Raw genomic sequence first — 20,469 nt, 5'->3', positions numbered from 1 at the left:
TGCAAAACGAATGGCGGATAGAGAAAGAGGAACGGGACCAGGTCCACGTTCCTCTTCTGCTTACCGCATCAAGCGCGGTAGTTCGGCGGCTCTTTGGTGATCTGCACGTCGTGGACGTGGCTCTCACGCTGGCCGGCACCGCTGATCTTGACGAAGTTCGGCTTGGTGCGCATTTCTTCGATGGTGGCGCAACCCACATAACCCATGGTCGCGCGCAGGCCACCGATGAGCTGATGGATGATGCCGCCAACCGGGCCACGATACGGAACGCGGCCCTCGATGCCTTCCGGCACCAGCTTGTCGGCAGTGGCGGCGTCCTGGAAGTAACGGTCCTTGGAACCCTTTTCCATTGCAGCCAGCGAGCCCATGCCACGGTAGCTCTTGTAGGAGCGGCCCTGGAACAGTTCGGTTTCGCCCGGCGATTCTTCGGTACCAGCCAGCAGGCCACCGATCATAACCGTCGAAGCACCAGCAGCCAGCGCCTTGCCAATATCACCGGAGTAACGGATGCCACCGTCGGCGATCAGCGGGATGCGATCCTGCAGTGCTTCGGCAACCAGGTCGATCGCGGTGATCTGCGGCACACCGACACCAGCGACAACACGCGTGGTGCAGATCGAGCCCGGGCCGATACCGACCTTGACTGCATCGGCGCCGCAATCCAGCAATGCCAGTGCGGCGTCGCCGGTACAGATGTTGCCGCCAATGACCTGTACATTCGGGAAGTTCTTCTTCACCCAGCGCACGCGGTCAAGCACGCCCTGCGAATGACCGTGCGCGGTGTCCACCACCAGCACGTCAACGCCGGCAGCAACCAGCGCTTCAACGCGGCGATCGGTGTCGCCACCAACGCCGACCGCAGCACCAACCAGCAGACGCGTTGCAGCGTCCTTGGCAGCGTTGGGGTTGTCGCTCTTCTTCTGGATGTCCTTGACCGTGATCAGACCGCGCAGTTCAAACGCGTCGTTGACCACCAGCACTTTCTCAATGCGGTTCTTGTGCAGCAGCGACAGGACTTCATCCGAGGCCGCGCCTTCCTTGACCGTGATCAGGCGATCCTTCTTGGTCATGATGTGGCGGACCGGATCGTCCAGCTCGGTTTCAAAGCGCATGTCACGGTGGGTGACGATGCCGGCCAGCTGACCGTCGTTGCCCACCACCGGCACGCCGGAGATGTTGTGCGCCTGGGTCAGGGCCAGCACATCACGGATCGTGGTTTCCGGACCAACGGTGATCGGGTCGCGGATGACGCCGGATTCGAACTTCTTGACCTTGGCCACTTCGGCAGCTTGCTGCTCGACGGTCAGGTTCTTGTGCAGGATTCCAATGCCGCCGATCTGGGCCATGGCGATGGCCAGGCGAGCTTCAGTGACGGTATCCATGGCGGCCGAGACAATCGGCAACTTCAACCGCAGGTCGCGCGTCAGCCGCGTGCCGAGGTCAACGTCCTTAGGCAGAACGATGGAGTGAGCGGGGACGAGAGAAACGTCATCGTACGTTAGTGCTTCAGCCTGGATGCGCAGCATCGGCGTGCCCGGTAGATGTGGGGAAGCGCGACATTTTACCCTTATTTGCCCGCCGATGTCAGGGGGCAAGTGCGACGCAGTGTCGCGCTGGCGGGGAGGTGTTCAGGGACCATGACCTGTAGTGCCGAGCCATGCTCGGCAGAGTCTCTACTGGTAATGCCATTGCCGAGCATGGCTCGGCACTACATTGGATGCTGTACCGGGGAAGCCCCCTGCCTAGCATGGCTCGGCACTACATTGACGCAGTGCCGGGGAAGCCTCTGCCGAGCGTGGCTCGGCACTACATTGACGCTGTGCCGGGAAGGCCCCTGCCGAGCATGGCTCGGCACTGCGGATCCTCAGAACTTCAAGCCTTCGGCGCTGGCTTCGGCCGCTTCGATCGTGTTCTGCATCAGCGTGGCTACCGTCATCGGGCCAACGCCGCCCGGCACTGGGGTGATCCAGCTGGCCCGCTGCGCTGCGGCTTCAAAGCCGACATCGCCGACCAGCCGGCCATCGTCCAGGCGGTTGATGCCGACATCGATCACCACCGCGCCCGGCTTCACCCATTCACCCGGAATCAGCTGCGGAATGCCTACCGCGACGACCAGGATGTCGGCATTGCGCACGGCTTGTTCCAGCACGTCCTTGGGGGTGAACTTGTGGCAGCTGGTCACCGTGCAACCGGCGATCAGCAATTCCAAGCCCATCGGCCGGCCGACATGATTGCTGACGCCGACGATGGTGGCATTGCGACCGCGTACCGGCTGGTCGGTATGACCCAGCAGCGTGGTGATGCCACGCGGCGTGCACGGGCGCAGGCCGAACTCGCGCAGCACCAGATGACCCACGTTCTGCGGGTGGAAACCATCCACATCCTTGCGCGGGTCGATGCGTTGGATCAGGCGATTGGCATCGGGAATGCCCGGCAGCGGCAACTGGATCAGGATGCCGTGGATCTTCGGGTCGGCATTGAGCTGATCGATCAGGTCCAGCAGTTGGGCCTCGCTGGTGCCTTCCGGCAGATCGTAGTCAAACGCCTCGATGCCGACCTTTTCGGCAGCACGGCGCTTGTTGCGCACGTACACCGAAGACGCCGGGTCGCCGCCCACCAGCACCACCGCCAGACCGGGCCGGGTACCTCCAGCCACCAGGCGGGCGTCGACGCGTACCTTCAAATCGTCGAGCAGTTCCTCGGCGATGCGGCGGCCATCAAGGATGCGGGAGGTCTGGGTGGAGGCGTCGGCGAGGACAGTCATGGGGTATGGCGGTAAACACGGGGGCGGCTATTGTCCCTGATTCCGGCCAACGCCACACCTTGTCATGGCCCCGCCGCGCCGCCTGAATCGGCGACAGCCTGCTCCCCTGCCCCGGCAATGGCATCAGGATTGAGTGGGCGCGCTTCACGCCGCGGCGGCGTGAACGGTGTCGGCGTCGGTGCTCCGGGCGTATTGCGGTACATCAGCCCAGTGTCAGCCTGCAGCCCGCCGCCTGCCATTTCCAGCTCGAAGCGCTCGGCATCGCGCCTGCGGATTTCGCGCGCGACCACGTCGGCCTCGTCTTCATCCACGCCCAGCTGCATCAGTGCCGCGCGGCCGAACTCCACCGCCGACTCGAAGGTCTCGCGGATCTGGAAATCCACCCCCGCGTGTATCAGGGACAACGAATGCTCGCGATCAAATGAACGCACCAGCAGCTTGGCCAGCGGGAACTCATGCCGCACCAGCTCGACAATGCGATCAGCAGCTGTGCGGTCATCCACGCAGACGGCGATTGCGCGTGCGGTTTCGGCACCGGAGGCGCGCAACACATCCAATCGCGTGCCATCGCCGTAATAGATCTTGAAGCCGAACCGGGTGGCGCTGCGGATCATGTCGATATCGTTGTCGATGATGGTCACATCCACATCGCGCGCCAGCAGTGACTGACTGGAGACCTGACCGAAACGCCCGAAGCCGATCACCAACACGCTGCCGGTGAGCCCATCGGCGGCATCCACGCCATCGGTGGAGACCTGCCCCTCCTTCACCAACAGCCGGTAAACCAGCATGCACAGCGGCGTCAGTGCCATTGACAGCACAACAACGGCGGTGAGGTTGGCGTTGACCTTGGCATCGATCACCCCGGTGGTGGCAGCGGCGGCAAACAACACGAAGGCGAACTCGCCACCCTGCGCCATCAGCACACCGCGATCCAGCGCCTGGCGATGATCACTGCCCATCACCCGCGCCACGCCGTAGATGCAGATCGCCTTGGCCAGCATCATTGCCGGCACCAGCAGCGCGATCACTTTCCAGTTGGTCGCCACCACCGAAAGGTCCAGCGCCATGCCAACACTGAGGAAGAACAGGCCAAGCAGGATGCCGCGGAACGGCTCGATGTCAGCTTCGATCTGATGCCGGAAGGTGGATTCGGACAGTAGAACGCCGGCCAGGAACGCGCCCATCGCCATCGACAGTCCGCCCAGCTGCATCAGCAAGGCCGCGCCCAACACCACCAGCAACGCCGCCGCCGTCATCACCTCGCGCGCCTTGGCGGCGGCGAGGATGCGGAACAAAGGATTGAGCAGGTAGCGCCCAACCAGCACGAGGCCAACGATAGCGCCAGCACCGATGGCGATGCTCGTCCAACGCGAACCTTCGTGCGCACCGATCTGCGCCGGTGCCATCCACGCCACCACAGCCAGCAGCGGCACGATCAACAGATCTTCAAACAACAGGATGGAGACGATCTTCTGCCCGGATGGCAAGGTCAGGTCACCGCGCTCACCCAGCAGCTGCATCACCACTGCGGTCGAGGTCAGCACGAAGCCTGCGGCTGCGATGAAGGCGATCTGTGGGCGGTAACCGAACAGGATTGCGACGCCGGTGAGGACCACGGCGCAGGTAACGATCTGTGCGGTGCCGAGACCGAATATCTCGCCGCGCAGACTCCATAGGTGCGACGGCCGCATTTCCAGCCCGATCACGAACAGGAACATCACCACACCGAGCTCGGCGACATGCAGGATGGCCTGCGGATCGGAGAACCAACCGAAGCCGAACGGGCCGATCGCCAAGCCGGCGACAAAATAGCCCAGCACCGAGCCCAGACCGAGCCGCCTGAACAAGGGCACGGCCACCACCGCAGCACCCAACAGGGCAACTACCTTTACCAGTTCCTGCGAGGATTCCGCTGCCATGCCGCACCACCTTGTAATAATCCAGGTGCACGATAAAGCAAAAACCGTGCAGAACCGGTCAGCGCCTGTGGCTTTTCAACTCATGGCGAATGCGAACAGAACGCTGCGTAGTCGATATATCCGGGGAATGGAACACCGGGCGCGCACAACGGGCAGGCCGGATCAGCATGCACACGGGTCTCGCGGAAGCGCATCTGCAGGGCATCGAAACGCAGCAAACGCCCGGTCAATGGCTCACCGATATCCAGCAACAGCTTCAACACCTCGGTCGCCTGCATCACCCCGGCCAACCCGGGCAACACACCCAGCACGCCGGCTTCGGAACAGTTGGGAGCGAATTCAGGCGGCGGCGGCTCCGGGAACAGGCAGCGGTAGCACGGTGCCACACCGCGCTGGCGACCCGCATCGAACACGCTGACCTGCCCGTCGAAGCGCTCGATGGCGGCGTAGACCAAGGGCTTGGCGTGCTTGATGCAGGCATCGTTGAGCAGGTAGCGCAGCGGAAAATTGTCCGAGCCATCCAGCACCACATCCACGTCCTGCAGCAAGACATCGATGTTGGCCGAGGTGACCCGCTCGGCAACCGCTTCGACGTCGATGTGCGGATTCAAGGCCAACAGGCGCTCTCGCGCCGAGTCCACCTTGGCTGTGCCCAAGGCCGCTTCGGTGTGGATGATCTGCCGCTGAAGGTTGCTGCGTTCGACCACGTCGTCATCGACGATACGCAGCCTGCCCACCCCCGCTGCGGCGAGATAGAACGCTGCCGGGGCCCCAAGCCCACCGGCACCCAGCACCAGCACTCTGGATTGCTGCAAGCGGCGCTGGCCAGCCTCGCCCACTTGGGGCAATAGCAAATGACGCGAGTAGCGGTCATAGAAGTCGCGCTCACCGGCATCCAGCATGGGCTGGACCAAGGGTAAACCCGCTGTCCGCCAGGCCACTGTGCCGCCACCCACCGAAGACAGATTGATGTAGCCGGCGTCCTGCAGCGCCAGCGCGGCGTCTGCCGAGCGCTTGCCGCTCTGGCAGATCAGCAGGACTTCGCGTTCGGGGGCTGGCAGGTGCTGCGCTGGGCTGGCGAGCAGCTCTGCCTTTGCAATGCCGATCGCACCTTCAGCCATACCGCCAGCGCGCTCGTGCGCCTCGCGCACGTCGATCAGCAATGCGCCATCGGCGTGGCGGGCACGGGCCTGTTCCGGGGTCAGTTCGCGAATGCTCATGCTTGGATTATCGGCCAAACGGGAGCCAAGGGAGGGAACGGCTTTTGGCTTTTGGCTTTTGGCTTTTGGCTTTTAGAGCTTGTCATTCCCGGGCAGGCGGGAATAGCTCGGGCTCTGGCTCTGGCTCTGACCTCCACCTTCGCCCTTTCAATTGCACCCACGCTCTCTCTTTACAAGCAAGAGCAAGAGCGATTCCCGCCTTCGCGGGAACGACGAAATCATCTAGCGGGAACATCGGCCAACCCGAACGCCCAACCCACTCTATACGTCAAAAACAAAAGCGGCCTTTCGGCCGCTTTTGTCTGTATCACTTAGCCCGCTTGAACAGCGTCCCGGGCTCGGATCACTTCCTGCCCTTGACGTGCTTCATCAGGCGCCGTTTGGCCTTGACCTGACGGTCCGTCAATACGTTCTTCTTGCCCTCGTACGGGTTGGCACCCTCACGGAACAGGAAGGTCACCGGTGTACCCACCAGCTTGAAACGCTTGCGGAAGAAGTTCTCCAGGTAACGCTTGTACGAATCCGGCAGTTCCTTCAGGCGCGTACCGTGCACGATGAAGGTCGGCGGATTGCTGCCGCCCGGATGCACATAACGCAGCTTGGAAACGTGGCCACGAATGCTCGGCGGCGGATTGGTCTCGTACGCCACTTCCAGCGCCTTGTTGACCTCGGACGTGCTGAACTCATGCGTCGCCGAGGCATGCGCCCGGTGAATCGCCTTGAACAACTCGCGCAGGCCCGAGCCATGCAGCGCGGAAATCCGCACGTTCTCGGCCCACGGCACGAAGCCCAGCTTCAGCGACAGCAGGGTTTCAGCCTGCTGCTTGTCATACTCGCTCAAGCCGTCCCACTTGTTGATCGCAATGACCAGGGCGCGACCGGCATCCAGCACCGCACCCAGCACGCTGGCGTCCTGATCAGTCACGCCTTCATGGGCGTCCAGCATCAGCACCGCCACCTGGCACTGCTCGATCGAGCGCAGCGTCTTGACCACGCTGAACTTCTCGACCACTTCGTCCACGCGCGACTTGCGGCGCAGACCGGCGGTATCAATCAAACGGTACAGCTGGTCGTCGCGCTCCAGATCCACCGCGATCGAATCGCGGGTGGTACCGGGCACTTCCGAGGCGATCATCCGCTCCTCACCGAGGATGCGGTTCACCAGCGTCGACTTGCCCACGTTGGGGCGGCCGACGAAGGCAATGCGGATGCGATTCGGATCGTTGTCCAGGGTCTCGGCCGTGCCTTCTTCCGGCAGGCGGCCGACAACCTCTTCAACCAGATCATCGATGCCCTGCCGATGCGCGGCAGAGACAGTCAGCATCTCGCTGAAGCCGTAACGGGAAAACTCCGAACGAACGGCATGTTCGTCCGTACCGTCGATCTTGTTGATCAACAGCAAGGTAGGCCGCGCAAGCTTGCGCAGCCAAGACAGGATCTCGTCATCCAGGGCCGACGTGCCATCACGCGCGTCAACAACAAATACGATCAGATCCGCCTCACCGGCGGCGGCACGGGCTTGGCGCGCAGTGGCGCCAGCCAGCCCTTCCTCTTCACCGGCGATACCACCGGTATCGACGATCAGGAAGGGATTGTCCTCATCTAGACGGCAAACACCGTAATTGCGATCGCGGGTAACACCCGGCTGGTCATGCACCAGCGCATCGCGCGTACGGGTCAACAGATTGAAAATGGTGGACTTACCGACGTTCGGTCGTCCAACCAGGGCGACCAAAGGCAGCATCGCTATAACTCCTTATTGGGCCAACCGGAATGCGGTCAGCTTTCCATCAACGTTCTGCACCAGCAGGATGCCGTCAGCGACGACCGGCTGCGCCAGCAGAGCATCACCACCGCTCTTCTCGCGCGCTGCCAATTCGCCATCGCTCAACCGCAGCCAATGCAGATATCCCTTGTAGTCCCCCACCACGGCATAGTCGCCCTGGATGGCGGCACCGGTCAGCGAGCGGCGCGCCAGCGCCTGCTGTGACCACATTGCCGAGCCGGAGGTCTTGTCCAGCCCGTACACCACACCCTTGCCATCGGTGACCACGACATTACCCGAGGACACCGCAACACCACCGCCACCGCCGTGGTCACGCGACCACATCGGACGACCGGTCGGGCCTTCAATGGCCATGGTTTCGTTCTTGAAGCTGGTTACAAACAGCGTGTTGCCTTCCAGCACCGGTGCGCCATCGATGTCAGCCATGCGCTCCAGTTCGGTACGGCCTTCCGGCGTACCCACCATCTGTTCCCACAGCGGGCGCCCATCCTGCATCGACAGCGCGGCGACGGTGCCGTCGTCGTTGCCGATGAACAATACGCCCGGGCCAGTCACGACCGGCGCGTTGCCACGAACGGTCAAGGACGGCAGTTCCTGCGAATTGAACCAACGCTGTTCGCCAGTGGTGGCATCCAGCGCGGTAGTGCGGCCATCATTGCTACGCACGAACACCAGGCCCTGGCCAACGGCCGGAGCTGCAATCACTTCGCCGGTGACCTTGGACTTCCACTTTTCACTGCCATTGGCCGCGTCCAGCGCAATTACCTGACCGTCCAGCGTACCGATCACCACCAGGCCATCGCCAACGCCCGGACCACCGGAAAGACGCAGCTTGGGCTTCTTCTTTTCCTTGGCCGGGCTGTATTCCCAGACTTCCTTGCCAGTCTGCAGGTCCAGCGCATGCACGCCGCCCTGCACCGCTGCCGCGTACACGCGACCATCGGCAACCACCGGCGCCTGACGCAGGCCGATACGGCCCTCGCCCTTGCCAACGTTTGCCGACCAGATCTTGTTGACCTTGGCAGTCGGCTCGAACTTGGTCAGCTCAGCCGGCTCCAGCGCCTTCTTGGCCGCCGCGTCCTTGCCTGCAAACCAACCCTTGACGGTGGAACAACCGGTCAATGCAACTGCCATCAAGGCAATGCCTGCAACTTGCTTGAACTTCATCAATTCTTCTCCGCTGCAGGATCAGCCACGGTGCCGCCGGCGTCCATCAATTTGGTTTCCAGCAAGCGGCGCTGCGGTGCAGCCACGTCCAGCTTGGCCAGCGCTTGGGTGTACAGCTCGCGCGCTTCATCACGCTTGTTCTGCGCCATCAAGGCATCAGCACGGATTTCCAGACCCGCGCTGTCGTCAGCCTTGCCCAACAGGGCCACTGCGTCCTGCGGCTTGCCGGTTTCAATCAGCAGGCGTGCAATGCGCTGGTCGATCAGGGCCTTGAATTCACCCTCGGTCTTGAGCGCGCGCAAGGTCTTGATGGCATCGTCGTACTTGCCCGCTTCGACCTGGGCCTTGGCCAGTTCCAGCGCTGCCAGATCGGCATAGATGCTGGCCTTGCCACCGCCAAGCGCCGCAACCTCTTTGGCCGCCTCGTCCAGATTCTTGGACTGCAGGCTGCGGGAGACGGCTTCGTAACGGACGTTGGCCTCGGCAAGTTTGCCGACCTGCTCTTTCTGCCACCACTGCCAACCGGCAATAGCGCCAATGCCGAGAACTACTCCGCCGAGAATTCCGGCGCCATTCTTGCGCAGCCACGTGCGGACACGTTCGCTTTGTTCGTGCTCGTCGAGCAGGTCGTCAATCGCCATGCGTACTCTCGCTCACCCTGGCGGGGAGCCTTGTTGTTTTGTCAGACGCCTGGTTTCAGTGTGAAACCGGCGCCACGGAGCCTTCAGAGGATACCGTAAAGCGGGCCACATTGCCGCGCTTGTACGGAGCCAGGTCGACGTTACCCGCCGCCTGCTGAACCTCAACCTCGGCTGCATTGCCCAGCACCATGCGCCCCACCTGACCTGCTGCGAAGCTACGGCTTTCACCGGCGCGTATCAGGGCTTTTTCGACGGTGGTACCGTCTGGAGCAGTGATGTCCACCCAGCTGTCCCCCTTGAAACTCAGGGTCAATGCCGACGGAGCGGTAGCAGCCGGACGCGCCATCGGCGCCATCGAGGCGATGTAAGGGCCGGCATCTGCGGCTGGCGCAGCGGCTACCGGCTGAACAGGCGCGCTCGCCTGCCCGGCAACTGCCGGCGCCGGCGCTGGCACCACGTCCAATGAAGCCGTGCTGGGCGGGGCGCTATTGGAATTGCCACTGATCACATACCAGACCGGCACCGCCAACACTGCCGTGATCACCACATACACCGCGCGCCGTCCGATATTTTCGGCCGCCCGCCGCAGCCGCGGGGTATGGGTATGACTGACCAGCTTGGGCGGCTCGACCGGCGCGATCCGCGCCTGTTCCAGCAAGCCCTCCAGGTCTACCTTCAGCAAGCGCGCATAACTGCGCAGCTGACCACGCACAAATACGGCTGCACCCAGCCGCGACCATTGCTCGGCTTCCAGCGCGGCAACTACCTGCTGCGGCATGCGCAACTGAGCGGCGACCTGATCCAAGGACAACCCGGCGGCCTCTCGCGCCCTGCGCAGCTGCTCACCGCAACCCACTACACCATCTAAAGCATTTACACCCGGATCATTGATCACAATGCGTCAGCCTTGGGGATTCGAGGTTGCTGGCGAAGGAAACTCTTCGCGCAACCGCTGTTGGAACCGACCGGCAGCCATCCTGTCGCCGAGTCGCTCTTCAATCTGAATGGCAAGTTGTAACACGGAAACCGTGGCCGGCGCAGCCGCCAAACGCCGCTGGTAGAAGGCCCTGGCCTCGAAATAACGACCATGTAGCACTTCATTGCGGGTCATGGACTCCAGCGCGTAGGCATTGCCCGGCGCCAACGCCAGTGCCTGGCGAAGATTATCTTCGGCCCGTTCGAGCTGCCCGGCATCCAGTGCGCAGCCGCCTGCATTGGCCAAAGCATCGGCACGCCCGCCATAGTTCGGGTCAGCCAAGGCACGATCAAACCAGACCAAGGCCTCTGCCGGGTGGCCATTGCCGCACAGCCAAGCACCGTAGTTATTGAGTACATCGCCCTGCTGCGGGGCTAGTTCGGCTGCCTTGCGATACAGCGCACCTGCCGCCGCGTTGTTGCCTTTATGCCCTTCGATCACGGCCTGCAGGGTGTAGGCAGCCGGCAAATCAGGCTCCATCTTCTGTGCCGAAAGCGCGAACTGCAGCGCCTCGTCCAACTGCCCACGCCCAAAGCGATCACCGGAAAGGCGCAGGAACTCCTGGTAGCGCATCCGCTTGTGTGCAGCCTTGTCCTGCTTGATGCTGTAGTCCGGCGCCACTATCTGTGGGCGCTTGACCTTGAGATTATCCCGCCCACACGCTGCAGTGAGCGCGACCAGGACCAGCAGCAACAACCAGCGGTCAGGCGACCGCATCCCCGCCTTCCTGTTCCTGCAGCAGACGATTGAACTCGGCCTGACGACGGGTACGATCCATCACCTGCCCCTTTAGCTGGCCGCAGGCGGCATCGATATCGTCGCCACGGGTACGGCGCACCATGGTCAGAACCTGCGAATCCAGCAGGATCTTCTGGAAGGCGCGGATCTGTTCTTCGTCCGAGCGCTCATAGCGCGTACCCGGGAACGGGTTGAACGGAATCAGATTGACCTTGCCCGAATCCTTGGCCTGCACCGCGTTGTCGAACTGGCGCATCAGCCGCGCCAGCTGGCGGGCGTGCTCGGGCTGGTCGTTGATGCCCTTCATCAAGGTGTACTCAAAGGTCACCGAGTCGCGCTTCTTGTTGCCGCGCAGGTAACGCGCGCAGGAAGCCATCAGCTCGGCAATCGGGTATTTCTTGTTGAGCGGCACCAGCGTCTCGCGCAGCTCATCGTTGGGCGCATGCAGCGACACTGCCAGCGAGACATCGCTCTCGACCGAGAGCCGATCGATCTGCGGCACCAGACCCGAGGTGGACAGGGTCACGCGCTTGTTGGCCAGGCCGTAGCCCAGGTCATCGCGCATGATGCTCATGGCGCGGATGACATTGTCGAAATTCATCAACGGCTCGCCCATGCCCATCATCACCACGTTGGTGAGACGACGCATCTGGTGCGGCACGTTGCCCAGGTGACGCGCAGCGATCCACACCTGGCCGATGATCTCGGCGGTGCTCAGGTTGCGGTTGAAGCCCTGGGTAGCGGTTGAGCAGAACGTGCAGTTCAATGCGCAACCAACCTGCGAGGACACGCACAGCGTGCCGCGGGTCTTGTCCGGGATGTAGACGGTTTCGATGGCGTTCTTGCCATCCACGCCCATCGCCAGCAACCATTTGTGGGTGCCGTCGGTGGACGGCTTGTCAAACACGATGTTCGGGACGACGACCTCGGCATGCTGCTGCAGCTTGGCGCGCAGCGACTTGCCGAGGTCGGTCATCTGATCGAAATCGGTGACGTAGCGATGGTGGATCCACTTCATCACCTGATGGGCACGGAACTTCTGCTCGCCGAGGATATCGACGAAGAAATGCTCCAGGCCCGCGCGATCAAGGTCGAGCAGGTTCTGCTTGCCAGCTTTGACTGCCGTTTTCGGCAACGGCTGGATGGCGGGTGTCTGTACGACCTCGTTCACGACTTCAACCTCTAATTAACGCGAAACAACTTCGGTAGCAGCAAAGAAGTAAGCCACTTCGTTGGCTGCGTTCTCGACCGAATCCGAACCGTGAGCGGCGTTGGCGTCGATCGAATCTGCGAAATCAGCGCGGATGGTGCCCGGCGCTGCGTCCTTCGGATTGGTGGCGCCCAGCAGGTCGCGGTGGGCCAGGACGGCGTTCTCGCCTTCCAGGGCCTGGATCATCACCGGGCCGGAGATCATGAACTCGACCAGCGCGTTGAAGAACGGACGCTCGCGGTGCACGGCGTAGAAGCCTTCGGCTTCACGGCGCGACAGCTGCTTGTACTTGGCAGCGACAACCTTCAGGCCGGCCTTTTCGAAGCGGGCGTAGATTTCGCCGATCACGTTCTTGGCAACGGCGTCGGGCTTGATGATGGAAAGAGTGCGCTCGAGCGCCATGGGAATTCTCCGGTATTTGGGCCGGTCGGCCCGAGGGTACATGAAAAAACCCGCGTGCGGACGCGGGCTTAGCCTGAATTGCGGTGGCTAATTCTACCGGGTGACCCCGGCGTTTGCACAGCGGCAGATGAATGATGCTGCGGCGCAGCATGACCTGGGCGACCAGGCGGGCGTAGCATCCAAACAATCGTTTGATTGATTGAGCCAGCCATGGGCAAACCCGCCAGCTTCTCCACGAAGGACCGCATCCTCGGCGCGGCCGAGGAACTGTTCGCCCAGTACGGCTTTGCCGGCACCTCACTGCGCCAGGTGACCAGTCACGCCGATGTAAACATTGCTGCGGTCAACTACCACTTCGGGTCCAAGGACAACCTGGTCAATGAAGTGTTCCGCCGCCGCATGGACGAGATGACCGCCGCCCGCCTGGGCCAGCTGGAGCAGGCCCGCAGCGCCCACCCCGGCGATCTGCGCGCAGTTCTGGCCGCCTTCGTCGAGCCAGCGCTGGCCCTGGCCCAGGACCGCCAGAGCGGCGGTGCCTTTGTCCGCGTCATCGCCCGCGCCTACGCCGAGAAGAACGACAACCTGCGCAAGTTCCTGTCCGATCACTACGGCCATGTATTGCGCGAGTTCGGCAAGGCCATCGACGCCTGCATCCCGGGCCTGAGCAAGGAAGAGCTGTATTGGCGCCTGGACTTCCTGGCCGGTTCGCTGACCTATGCCATGGCCGATTTCGGGCTGATCAAGCGCCCGCACAACATCAGCGAGGCCGAGCACCGCAGCAAGGCCGCGCAGGAATTGATTCATTTCGCCGAAGCCGGGTTCCGCGCCAGCGTGCGCAATCCGACCTCCCCCGCCGTTCCCTGATCCAACCGTCATCGCAGACCAAAGGTTTATCGATATGTCCAATTCCCTGCTTGTCCGCCGCGCCGCCGTTCTTGGCGCAGGCGTCATGGGTGCGCAGATCGCCGCCCACCTGACCAATGCCGGCGTCGACACGGTGCTGTTCGACCTCGCCGCCAAGGAAGGTCCTGCCGACGGCATCGTGCTCAAGGCCATTGCCAACCTCGGCAAGCTGAGCCCGGCCCCGCTGGCCAGCAAGGCGCTGGCCGAAGCCATCACCCCGGCCAATTACGACTCCGGCCTGGAGCAGCTGCGCGACTGCGACCTGATCATCGAAGCCATCGCTGAACGGATGGACTGGAAGCAGGACCTGTACAAGAAGATCGCGCCGTTCGTGAACGAACACGCGGTGCTGGCCTCCAACACCTCGGGCCTGGGCATCAACAAGCTGGCCGACGTGCTGCCGGAAGAACTGCGCCACCGCTTTACCGGCGTACATTTCTTCAACCCGCCGCGCTACATGCACCTGGCTGAGCTGATCCCGGCCAAGGCCACCGACAAGTCGGTGCTGGAAGGTCTGGAAACCTTCCTGACCACCAACCTGGGCAAAGGCGTGGTCTACGCCAAGGACACCCCGAACTTCATCGGCAACCGCATCGGCGTGTTCTCGATCCTGTCGACCATTCACCACACCCAGCAGTTCGGCCTGGGCTTTGACGAGGTGGACGGCCTGACCGGCCCGCTGGTCGGCCGCCCGAAGTCGGCGACCTACCGCACCTCCGACGTGGTCGGCCTGGACACCATGGCCCACGTCATCAAGACCATGGGCGACACCCTGCCTGACGACCCGTGGCACAAGTACTTCAACGCGCCGGCATGGCTGGGCGCGCTGATCGGCAAGGGTGCACTGGGCCAGAAGACCGGCGCCGGCATCTTCCGCAAGGTCGGCAAGGACATCATGGTCGTCGACCTTGAGAAGCAGGACTACCGTCCGGCCGATCGCGTTGCCGCACCGGAAGTGGTCGAGATCCTGAAGATCAAGAACCCGGCCGAAAAGTTCGCCAAGCTGCGCGAAAGCCAGCACCCGCACGCGCAGTTCCTGTGGGCGACGTTCCGCGACCTGTTCCATTACAGCGCCTACCACCTGGCCGACATCGCCGAGACCGCGCGTGACGTGGATCTGGCCATCCGCTGGGGCTACGGCTGGTCGCTGGGCCCGTTCGAGACCTGGCAGGCTGCCGGTTGGAAGCAGGTAGCGCAGTGGATCGCCGACGACATCGCCGCCGGCAAGAGCATGAGCAATGCGCCGTTGCCGGCCTGGGTACTGGACGGCCGTGACGGCGTGCACGCCGCCGAGGGCAGCTACAGCCCGTCGCAGAACGCATTGGTCCCGCGCTCGTCGCTGCCGGTGTACCAGCGCCAGCGCTTCCCGGATGCACTGCTGGGCGAGAAGTTCGCGCAGGGCGAAACCGTGTTCGAGAACGACGGCATCCGCTTGTGGACCGACGGTGACGGCATTGGCGTCATCAGCTTCAAGACCAAGATGAACACCGTCTCCGACCAGGTGCTGGACGGCATCCAGCACGCGATTGCCCTGTCCGAGAAGCAGTTCAAGGGTGTGGTCATCTGGCAGAACAAGGAGCCCTTCTCCGCCGGTGCCGATCTGTCTGGCGCATTGGGCGCACTGAAGGCTGGCAAGTTCGCCGAGTTCGAAGCGATGGTGGCCAACTTCCAGCGCACCAGCCAGCGCATCAAGTATGCCACCGTGCCGGTTGTCACCGCAGTGCGCGGCCTGGCACTGGGCGGCGGCTGCGAATTCCAGATGCATGCGGCCAAGTCGGTTGCAGCGTTGGAAAGCTATATCGGTCTGGTGGAAGCCGGCGTCGGCCTGCTGCCGGCCGGTGGTGGCCTGAAGGAAATCGCCGTGCGTGCCTCGCAGGCCGCCGGTCCGGACGGCGACGTGTTCGCAGAACTGAAGAAGACCTTCGAAACCGTTGCGATGGCCAAGGTCTCCCACTCGGCGGTCAACGCCAAGGAACTGGGCCTGATGCGCGGCACCGACAAGGTGGTGTTCAACAGCTTCGAGCTGCTGCACATCGCCAAGGCCGAAGTCACTGCACTGGCCGAAGGCGGCTACCGTCCGCCGATGCCGGCACGCCGCATCCGCGTGGCCGGTGACGTTGGCATTGCCACCTTCAAGATGATGCTGGTCAACATGCTGGAAGGCCGCTTCATCAGCCCCTACGACTACGAGATTGCCGAGCGCATCGCCACCGTGTTGTGCGGCGGCAAGGTCGACCGCAACACCGTGGTCGACGAAGAGTGGCTGCTGACCCTGGAGCGCAAGCACTTCGTCGAACTGGCCCAGCAGGAAAAGACCCAGGCCCGTATCGCGCACATGCTGACCACCGGCAAGCCGCTGCGGAACTGAGTGAGCGTGCTTCGGGGTGGCACTACCAGCGCCGCCCTCGCCCGCCCTCACGCTCACACCTATTGAAGAGATCACTGCAATGACCAAGCAAATCCAGGACGCCTACATCGTCGCCGCCACCCGCACCCCGGTTGGCAAGGCGCCCAAGGGCATGTTCCGCAACACCCGTCCGGACGACATGCTCGCCCACGTGCTCCGCTCCGTGGTCGCGCAAGCCCCGGGCGTGGACGTCAACCGCATCGACGACGCCATCATCGGCTGCGCCATGCCCGAAGCCGAGCAAGGCATGAACGTGGCACGCATCGGCGTGCTGCTGGCCGGCCTGCCCAACACCATTGCCGCGCAGACGGTGAACCGCTTCTGCTCCTCCGGCCTGCAGGCCGTGGCGATGGCCGCTGACCAGATCCGCCTGGGCAACAGCGACCTGATGCTGGCTGGCGGCACCGAGTCGATGTCGATGGTGCCGATGATGGGCAACAAGATCGCGATGGCACCGAGCGTGTTCGACAACGACCACGTCGCCATTGCCTACGGCATGGGTATCACCGCCGAGAAGGTCGCCGAAGAATGGAAGGTCTCGCGCGAAGAACAGGACGCGTTCGCCCTGGCCTCGCACCAGAAAGCCATCGCCGCGATCCAGAACGGCGAGTTCAAGGACGAGATCAGCCCATACGACATCGTCTCGCACCTGCCTGACCTGGCCGACGGCAAGCGCATCATCACCCGCAACAAGCTGGCCGATACCGACGAAGGCCCGCGTCTGGACTCGTCCGCAGAAGGCCTGGCCAAGCTGCGCCCGGTGTTCCGCAACGGCCAGTTCGGCGGCTCGGTCACCGCCGGTAACTCTTCGCAGATGAGTGATGGTGCCGGTGCAGTGCTGCTGGCCTCGGAGCAGGCGATCAAGGACTACGGCCTGACCCCGTTGGCCCGCTTCGTCAGCTTCTCGGTTGCCGGCGTGCGCCCGGAAGTGATGGGCATCGGCCCGATCGCGGCGATTCCGAAGGCTTTGAAGCAAGCTGGCCTGAGCCAAGACCAACTGGACTGGATCGAGCTCAACGAAGCCTTTGCCGCGCAGTCGCTGGCAGTGATCCGCGACTGCGGCCTGGACCCGTCCAAGGTCAACCCGCTGGGCGGCGCCATCGCCCTGGGTCACCCGCTGGGTGCCACCGGCGCGATCCGCACCGCCACCCTGCTGCACGGCCTGCGTCGTCGCCAGCAGAAGTACGGCATGGTCACCATGTGTATCGGCACCGGCATGGGCGCTGCAGGTATTTTCGAATCGCTGTAAGCAGTTCGTTGCAACCTTGATTGAAGAAGGCGGCCGCAAGGCCGCCTTCTTCGTTGCTCATTCCGGACAGTCGCGACCGGAGCTTGTAGTGCCGAGCCATGCTCGGCAGAAGCCTTCCCGATAAGGCCCCAGCACTGCATGGCTACGCCCTACAAAAGCCGGGTCATCCGGAACAGCAAACACATCTCGCGCACTTAATCCAAAAACAGAAAGGCAGCCTCCCGGCTGCCCTTCCAATCCACAACGCCGACAAACGTCATCAGCGCTCAGGATGATCCCCGCCGCTTACTCGGCCAGCATCTTCTGCATCATCTCGCGCGCCGGACCAGCCAGCTTCTCGTTCTCCAGCGCGAAGCGTACGGTCGCCTCGACCAGTCCGAGATGCGTGCCACAGTCAAACCGTGTGCCTTCAAACCGATACGCATCCACCTGCTCAGTCTTGAGCAGCTGCGCGATCGCATCGGTCAGCTGAATCTCGCCACCTGCGCCTGTGCCAGTAGCTTCCAGCAACTCGAAGATCTTCGGGCTGAGCACGTAACGCCCAACCACCGCCAGATCGCTCGGCGCATCTTCCGGCTTGGGCTTCTCGACGATCTGGGTGATATGGCCTTTGCGGCCATCAAACTTATCGGTCGCAACGATGCCGTAGCTACCAGTCTTGTCGTGCGGTACGTCCTCCACTGCGATGACGCTGGCACCACTGGCTTCGTTGAGGTCCGCCATCTGCTTGAGCGCACCTTCGCCACGATTCCAGATCAGGTCGTCCGGCAACAGCACGGCGAACGGTTCGTCGCCGACAATCGCCTTGGCGCACAGCACGGCATGGCCAAGCCCAAGCGCCTCGGTCTGGGTAACGAACACTGCCCTGACGCCCTTGGGTAGTACGTGGCGGATCAGCTCCAACTGTTCCACCTTGCCCGCGCGCTCAAGCTTCTGCTCCAGCTCGTAGGCCTTGTCGAAGTAGTCGGCCACCGCGTGCTTGTAGCGGTTGGTGATGAAGATCAGCGTATCGCAGCCCGCCTCGATCGCCTCATCCACTGCATACTGGATCAGCGGACGATCGATGATCGGCAGCATCTCCTTGGGCACCGTCTTGGTTGCCGGCAGGAACCGCGTTCCAAGTCCGGCGACGGGAAATACCGCTTTTTTAATTCGACCGTGCATCAATGACTTCTTCCAGCTTCTTTGGAGGTGGGAAACGGAACGATGTTGGCTGTGCCCGTCTGTGTTGCTGCGTCTTTGGCTGACATGAATTCGGGAATCGTTGTCGCAAGGATAGTGCGCATCGCCTCCAAGTCATAGGCCGCAACAGCCTTCCTGAGAGCCGTCACGTTGTTCAACACCAGCTCGGGAGAGAAATCGCGCACCCCGGCGGCCAACACTTTCGGGTGCGCGGTCGGCTGGCAGCTCTCGTCTGCGTAGAACAATCTCTCATGCAGCTTTTCACCCGGACGCAAACCGGTGTAGATGATCGGGATATCTATCCCGGGCTGCTTACCCGCCAGCCGGATCATCTGTTCGGCAAGGTGACGGATGAGCACCGGCTCGCCCATGTCCAACATATAGATCGCACCGCGTGAAGACGAAGCCGCCGCCTGCAGAATCAACAGACAGGCCTCCGGAATCGTCATGAAATAGCGACTTACATCAGGGTGTGTGACGCTGATCGGACCACCCTTGCTGATCTGTTCGCGGAACATCGGCACCACGCTCCCCACCGAACCCAGCACGTTGCCGAAGCGGACCGTGACAAAGCGGGTGTGGGCGCTGCGCCGATTCAAGCTCTGGCAGATCATCTCGGCGTAGCGTTTGGTTGCACCCAATGCATTGGCCGGATCAACCGCCTTGTCGGTGGAAATGAAGACGAAGTTCTCAACCCGCGACTCAATACAGGCGGTTGCAACACACTCGGTCGACAAGGTGTTGTTGCGCACGGCTTCGCGCAACTGCGACTCCAGCAGGGGAACCTGCTTGTAAGCCGCAGCATGGAACACGGTATCCGGGTTGTAAGTGCGCAGCGCGTGGCGGATGACGGCAGGATCACCGCAATCGCCCAGCACGCCACGGACCTCCAGATCCGGAAAGCTCCTGCTCAGTTCCGCCTGGATGTTGATCATCAACAATTCGCTGATTTCCAGAACCACGATGCGCGATACACCGTGCCGCGCACATTGGCGACAAAGCTCTGATCCAATCGAACCACCACCGCCAGTGACCAAGACAGTACGTCCGCGCAACCAGCTGCGCAGCAGCTCCCAGTCCGGCAGGATGGGCTTGCGCCCGAGCAGGTCTTCGATGGCGACTTCTTTAAGTTGGCCCGGCAGCGAGCTGCCTTCCAGAATATCGGTCAACCGCGGAACCGTGCGGAACGGCAAGCCAGTGCTTTCGCAAAGCCCGACCACCCGCTGCATGCCCGCCGCATCAAGCGTTGGAATGGCGATAACCAGCAACTTGGCGCTGGTCTCCCTGGCAACCACCGCGACCTCATCCAAGGTACCGAGAATCGCCGCGCCATGCAGCCAAGCTCCTTGCAGGTGTGGTGAATCATCCAGCAGGCCCACAGGCTCATAGACGCCAGAACGGCGCAGGTCCTTGATCAATGATTCAGCCGCCTGGCCAGCTCCGAGTACCAGCACGCGCCGCGCGCGGGCATCCGAATGCTGCGCTTGATAATCCTTCCATGCACGGTAAAGCAGCCGAGGGCCGCCCAACATCGCAGACAACGCGAACGGGTAGACCATCAGCACAGAAATAGGAATGCCTTCCAGGCGGCGATAGGAAAACACCATAACTATCGCCAGCAGCCCAATGAAGCTGGCCTTGAAGATGTTGATCAGATCGGCAACCGACGCAAATCGCCACAGGCCTCGATAAAGCCCGACCTTCCAGAAGGCGACCGCCTGGATCGCAATGACTGCCGCAACGTCAAGCGAAAACCACGGATGCACAGGACCTGCATCGAGCAAGGCAAAGCGCGCCATGAGCAGCAACTGCCAGCACAACCACACCATGACCAGGTCGTGCAGCATCACCGCGTAGCGCGGACCACCGCCTACAAAGCGATCGAACCAAGACGCCATAGAA

The 20,469-nt window shown here is 62.6% G+C and carries 16 protein-coding genes; 3 read left to right on the top strand and 13 right to left on the bottom strand.

The features are described 5' to 3' along the window. Positions 1-68: 68 nt before the first annotated feature. The 11 genes from guaB to ndk form a co-directional block, all read right to left on the bottom strand. The gene (gene guaB, locus ACVOLR_RS02260; RefSeq protein ID WP_481513301.1) at positions 69-1,526 is read right to left on the bottom strand and encodes an IMP dehydrogenase; all 1,458 of its coding nucleotides are present in this window, start codon (positions 1,524-1,526) and stop codon (positions 69-71) included. A 338-nt stretch (positions 1,527-1,864) separates the two neighbouring features. Further along, positions 1,865-2,764 carry a bifunctional methylenetetrahydrofolate dehydrogenase/methenyltetrahydrofolate cyclohydrolase FolD gene (folD, locus tag ACVOLR_RS02255; protein ID WP_481534985.1) on the bottom strand — a complete coding sequence of 300 codons (900 nt, stop codon included), beginning with the start codon at positions 2,762-2,764 and terminating at the stop codon, positions 1,865-1,867. A gap of 62 nt (positions 2,765-2,826) precedes the next feature. Next, positions 2,827-4,686: a monovalent cation:proton antiporter-2 (CPA2) family protein gene (locus ACVOLR_RS02250; protein ID WP_481534984.1), complete on the bottom strand. Its 1,860-nt coding sequence runs from the start codon at positions 4,684-4,686 to the stop codon at positions 2,827-2,829. A gap of 80 nt (positions 4,687-4,766) precedes the next feature. Continuing rightward, a complete protein-coding gene (gene moeB / locus ACVOLR_RS02245; RefSeq protein WP_481534983.1) occupies positions 4,767-5,906 on the bottom strand; it encodes a molybdopterin-synthase adenylyltransferase MoeB in 1,140 nt (379 codons plus the stop codon). 343 nt (positions 5,907-6,249) lie between these two features. Next, a complete protein-coding gene (gene der, locus ACVOLR_RS02240; RefSeq protein ID WP_481513684.1) occupies positions 6,250-7,650 on the bottom strand; it encodes a ribosome biogenesis GTPase Der in 1,401 nt (466 codons plus the stop codon). 12 nt (positions 7,651-7,662) lie between these two features. Continuing rightward, positions 7,663-8,859 carry an outer membrane protein assembly factor BamB gene (gene bamB / locus ACVOLR_RS02235; RefSeq protein WP_481534982.1) on the bottom strand — a complete coding sequence of 399 codons (1,197 nt, stop codon included), beginning with the start codon at positions 8,857-8,859 and terminating at the stop codon, positions 7,663-7,665. After that, entirely contained in the window at positions 8,859-9,500 is a 642-nt protein-coding gene (locus ACVOLR_RS02230; RefSeq protein ID WP_481534981.1) for a YfgM family protein, read from the bottom strand. Before ACVOLR_RS02230 ends, bamB begins: the two co-directional genes overlap by 1 nt. A gap of 55 nt (positions 9,501-9,555) precedes the next feature. Continuing rightward, positions 9,556-10,395 carry a helix-turn-helix domain-containing protein gene (locus tag ACVOLR_RS02225; protein WP_481534980.1) on the bottom strand — a complete coding sequence of 280 codons (840 nt, stop codon included), beginning with the start codon at positions 10,393-10,395 and terminating at the stop codon, positions 9,556-9,558. Positions 10,396-10,401: 6 nt separating this feature from the next. Continuing rightward, the gene (locus ACVOLR_RS02220; RefSeq protein ID WP_481535019.1) at positions 10,402-11,169 is read right to left on the bottom strand and encodes a type IV pilus biogenesis/stability protein PilW; all 768 of its coding nucleotides are present in this window, start codon (positions 11,167-11,169) and stop codon (positions 10,402-10,404) included. A gap of 10 nt (positions 11,170-11,179) precedes the next feature. Further along, positions 11,180-12,385, bottom strand: a complete 1,206-nt coding sequence (gene rlmN, locus ACVOLR_RS02215; RefSeq protein ID WP_481534979.1) for a dual-specificity RNA methyltransferase RlmN — start codon at positions 12,383-12,385, stop codon at positions 11,180-11,182. A gap of 15 nt (positions 12,386-12,400) precedes the next feature. Next, on the bottom strand, positions 12,401-12,826 hold the full coding sequence (gene ndk, locus ACVOLR_RS02210; RefSeq protein ID WP_057628193.1) for a nucleoside-diphosphate kinase: 426 nt from the start codon (positions 12,824-12,826) through the stop codon (positions 12,401-12,403). Positions 12,827-13,036: 210 nt separating this feature from the next. On the opposite strand from ndk, the gene ACVOLR_RS02205 reads away from it, so the two are divergent. The 3 genes from ACVOLR_RS02205 (at position 13,037) to ACVOLR_RS02195 (ending at position 17,385) form a co-directional block, all read left to right on the top strand. Then, entirely contained in the window at positions 13,037-13,690 is a 654-nt protein-coding gene (locus tag ACVOLR_RS02205; protein WP_481529420.1) for a TetR/AcrR family transcriptional regulator, read from the top strand. 34 nt (positions 13,691-13,724) lie between these two features. Then, a complete protein-coding gene (locus tag ACVOLR_RS02200; RefSeq protein WP_481534978.1) occupies positions 13,725-16,097 on the top strand; it encodes a 3-hydroxyacyl-CoA dehydrogenase/enoyl-CoA hydratase family protein in 2,373 nt (790 codons plus the stop codon). A 79-nt stretch (positions 16,098-16,176) separates the two neighbouring features. After that, complete coding sequence (locus ACVOLR_RS02195; RefSeq protein WP_057628198.1) at positions 16,177-17,385, top strand: acetyl-CoA C-acyltransferase; 1,209 nt, start codon at positions 16,177-16,179, stop codon at positions 17,383-17,385. Positions 17,386-17,670: 285 nt separating this feature from the next. Here the strand turns inward: ACVOLR_RS02195 and galU are convergent, their stop codons facing one another. Both galU and ACVOLR_RS02185 read right to left on the bottom strand, forming a co-directional pair. Next, positions 17,671-18,549 (bottom strand): UTP--glucose-1-phosphate uridylyltransferase GalU, encoded by an 879-nt coding sequence (gene galU, locus ACVOLR_RS02190; RefSeq protein WP_481534977.1) that lies wholly within the window; start codon positions 18,547-18,549, stop codon positions 17,671-17,673. Further along, on the bottom strand, positions 18,549-20,465 hold the full coding sequence (locus tag ACVOLR_RS02185; protein WP_481534976.1) for a polysaccharide biosynthesis protein: 1,917 nt from the start codon (positions 20,463-20,465) through the stop codon (positions 18,549-18,551). Before ACVOLR_RS02185 ends, galU begins: the two co-directional genes overlap by 1 nt. Positions 20,466-20,469: the final 4 nt, after the last annotated feature.

This window comes from Stenotrophomonas sp. STEN030 (genome assembly GCF_056759995.1).
The sequence above is the reverse complement of the archived record's forward strand: the minus strand, read 5'-3'. Positions and strand labels throughout refer to the sequence as shown.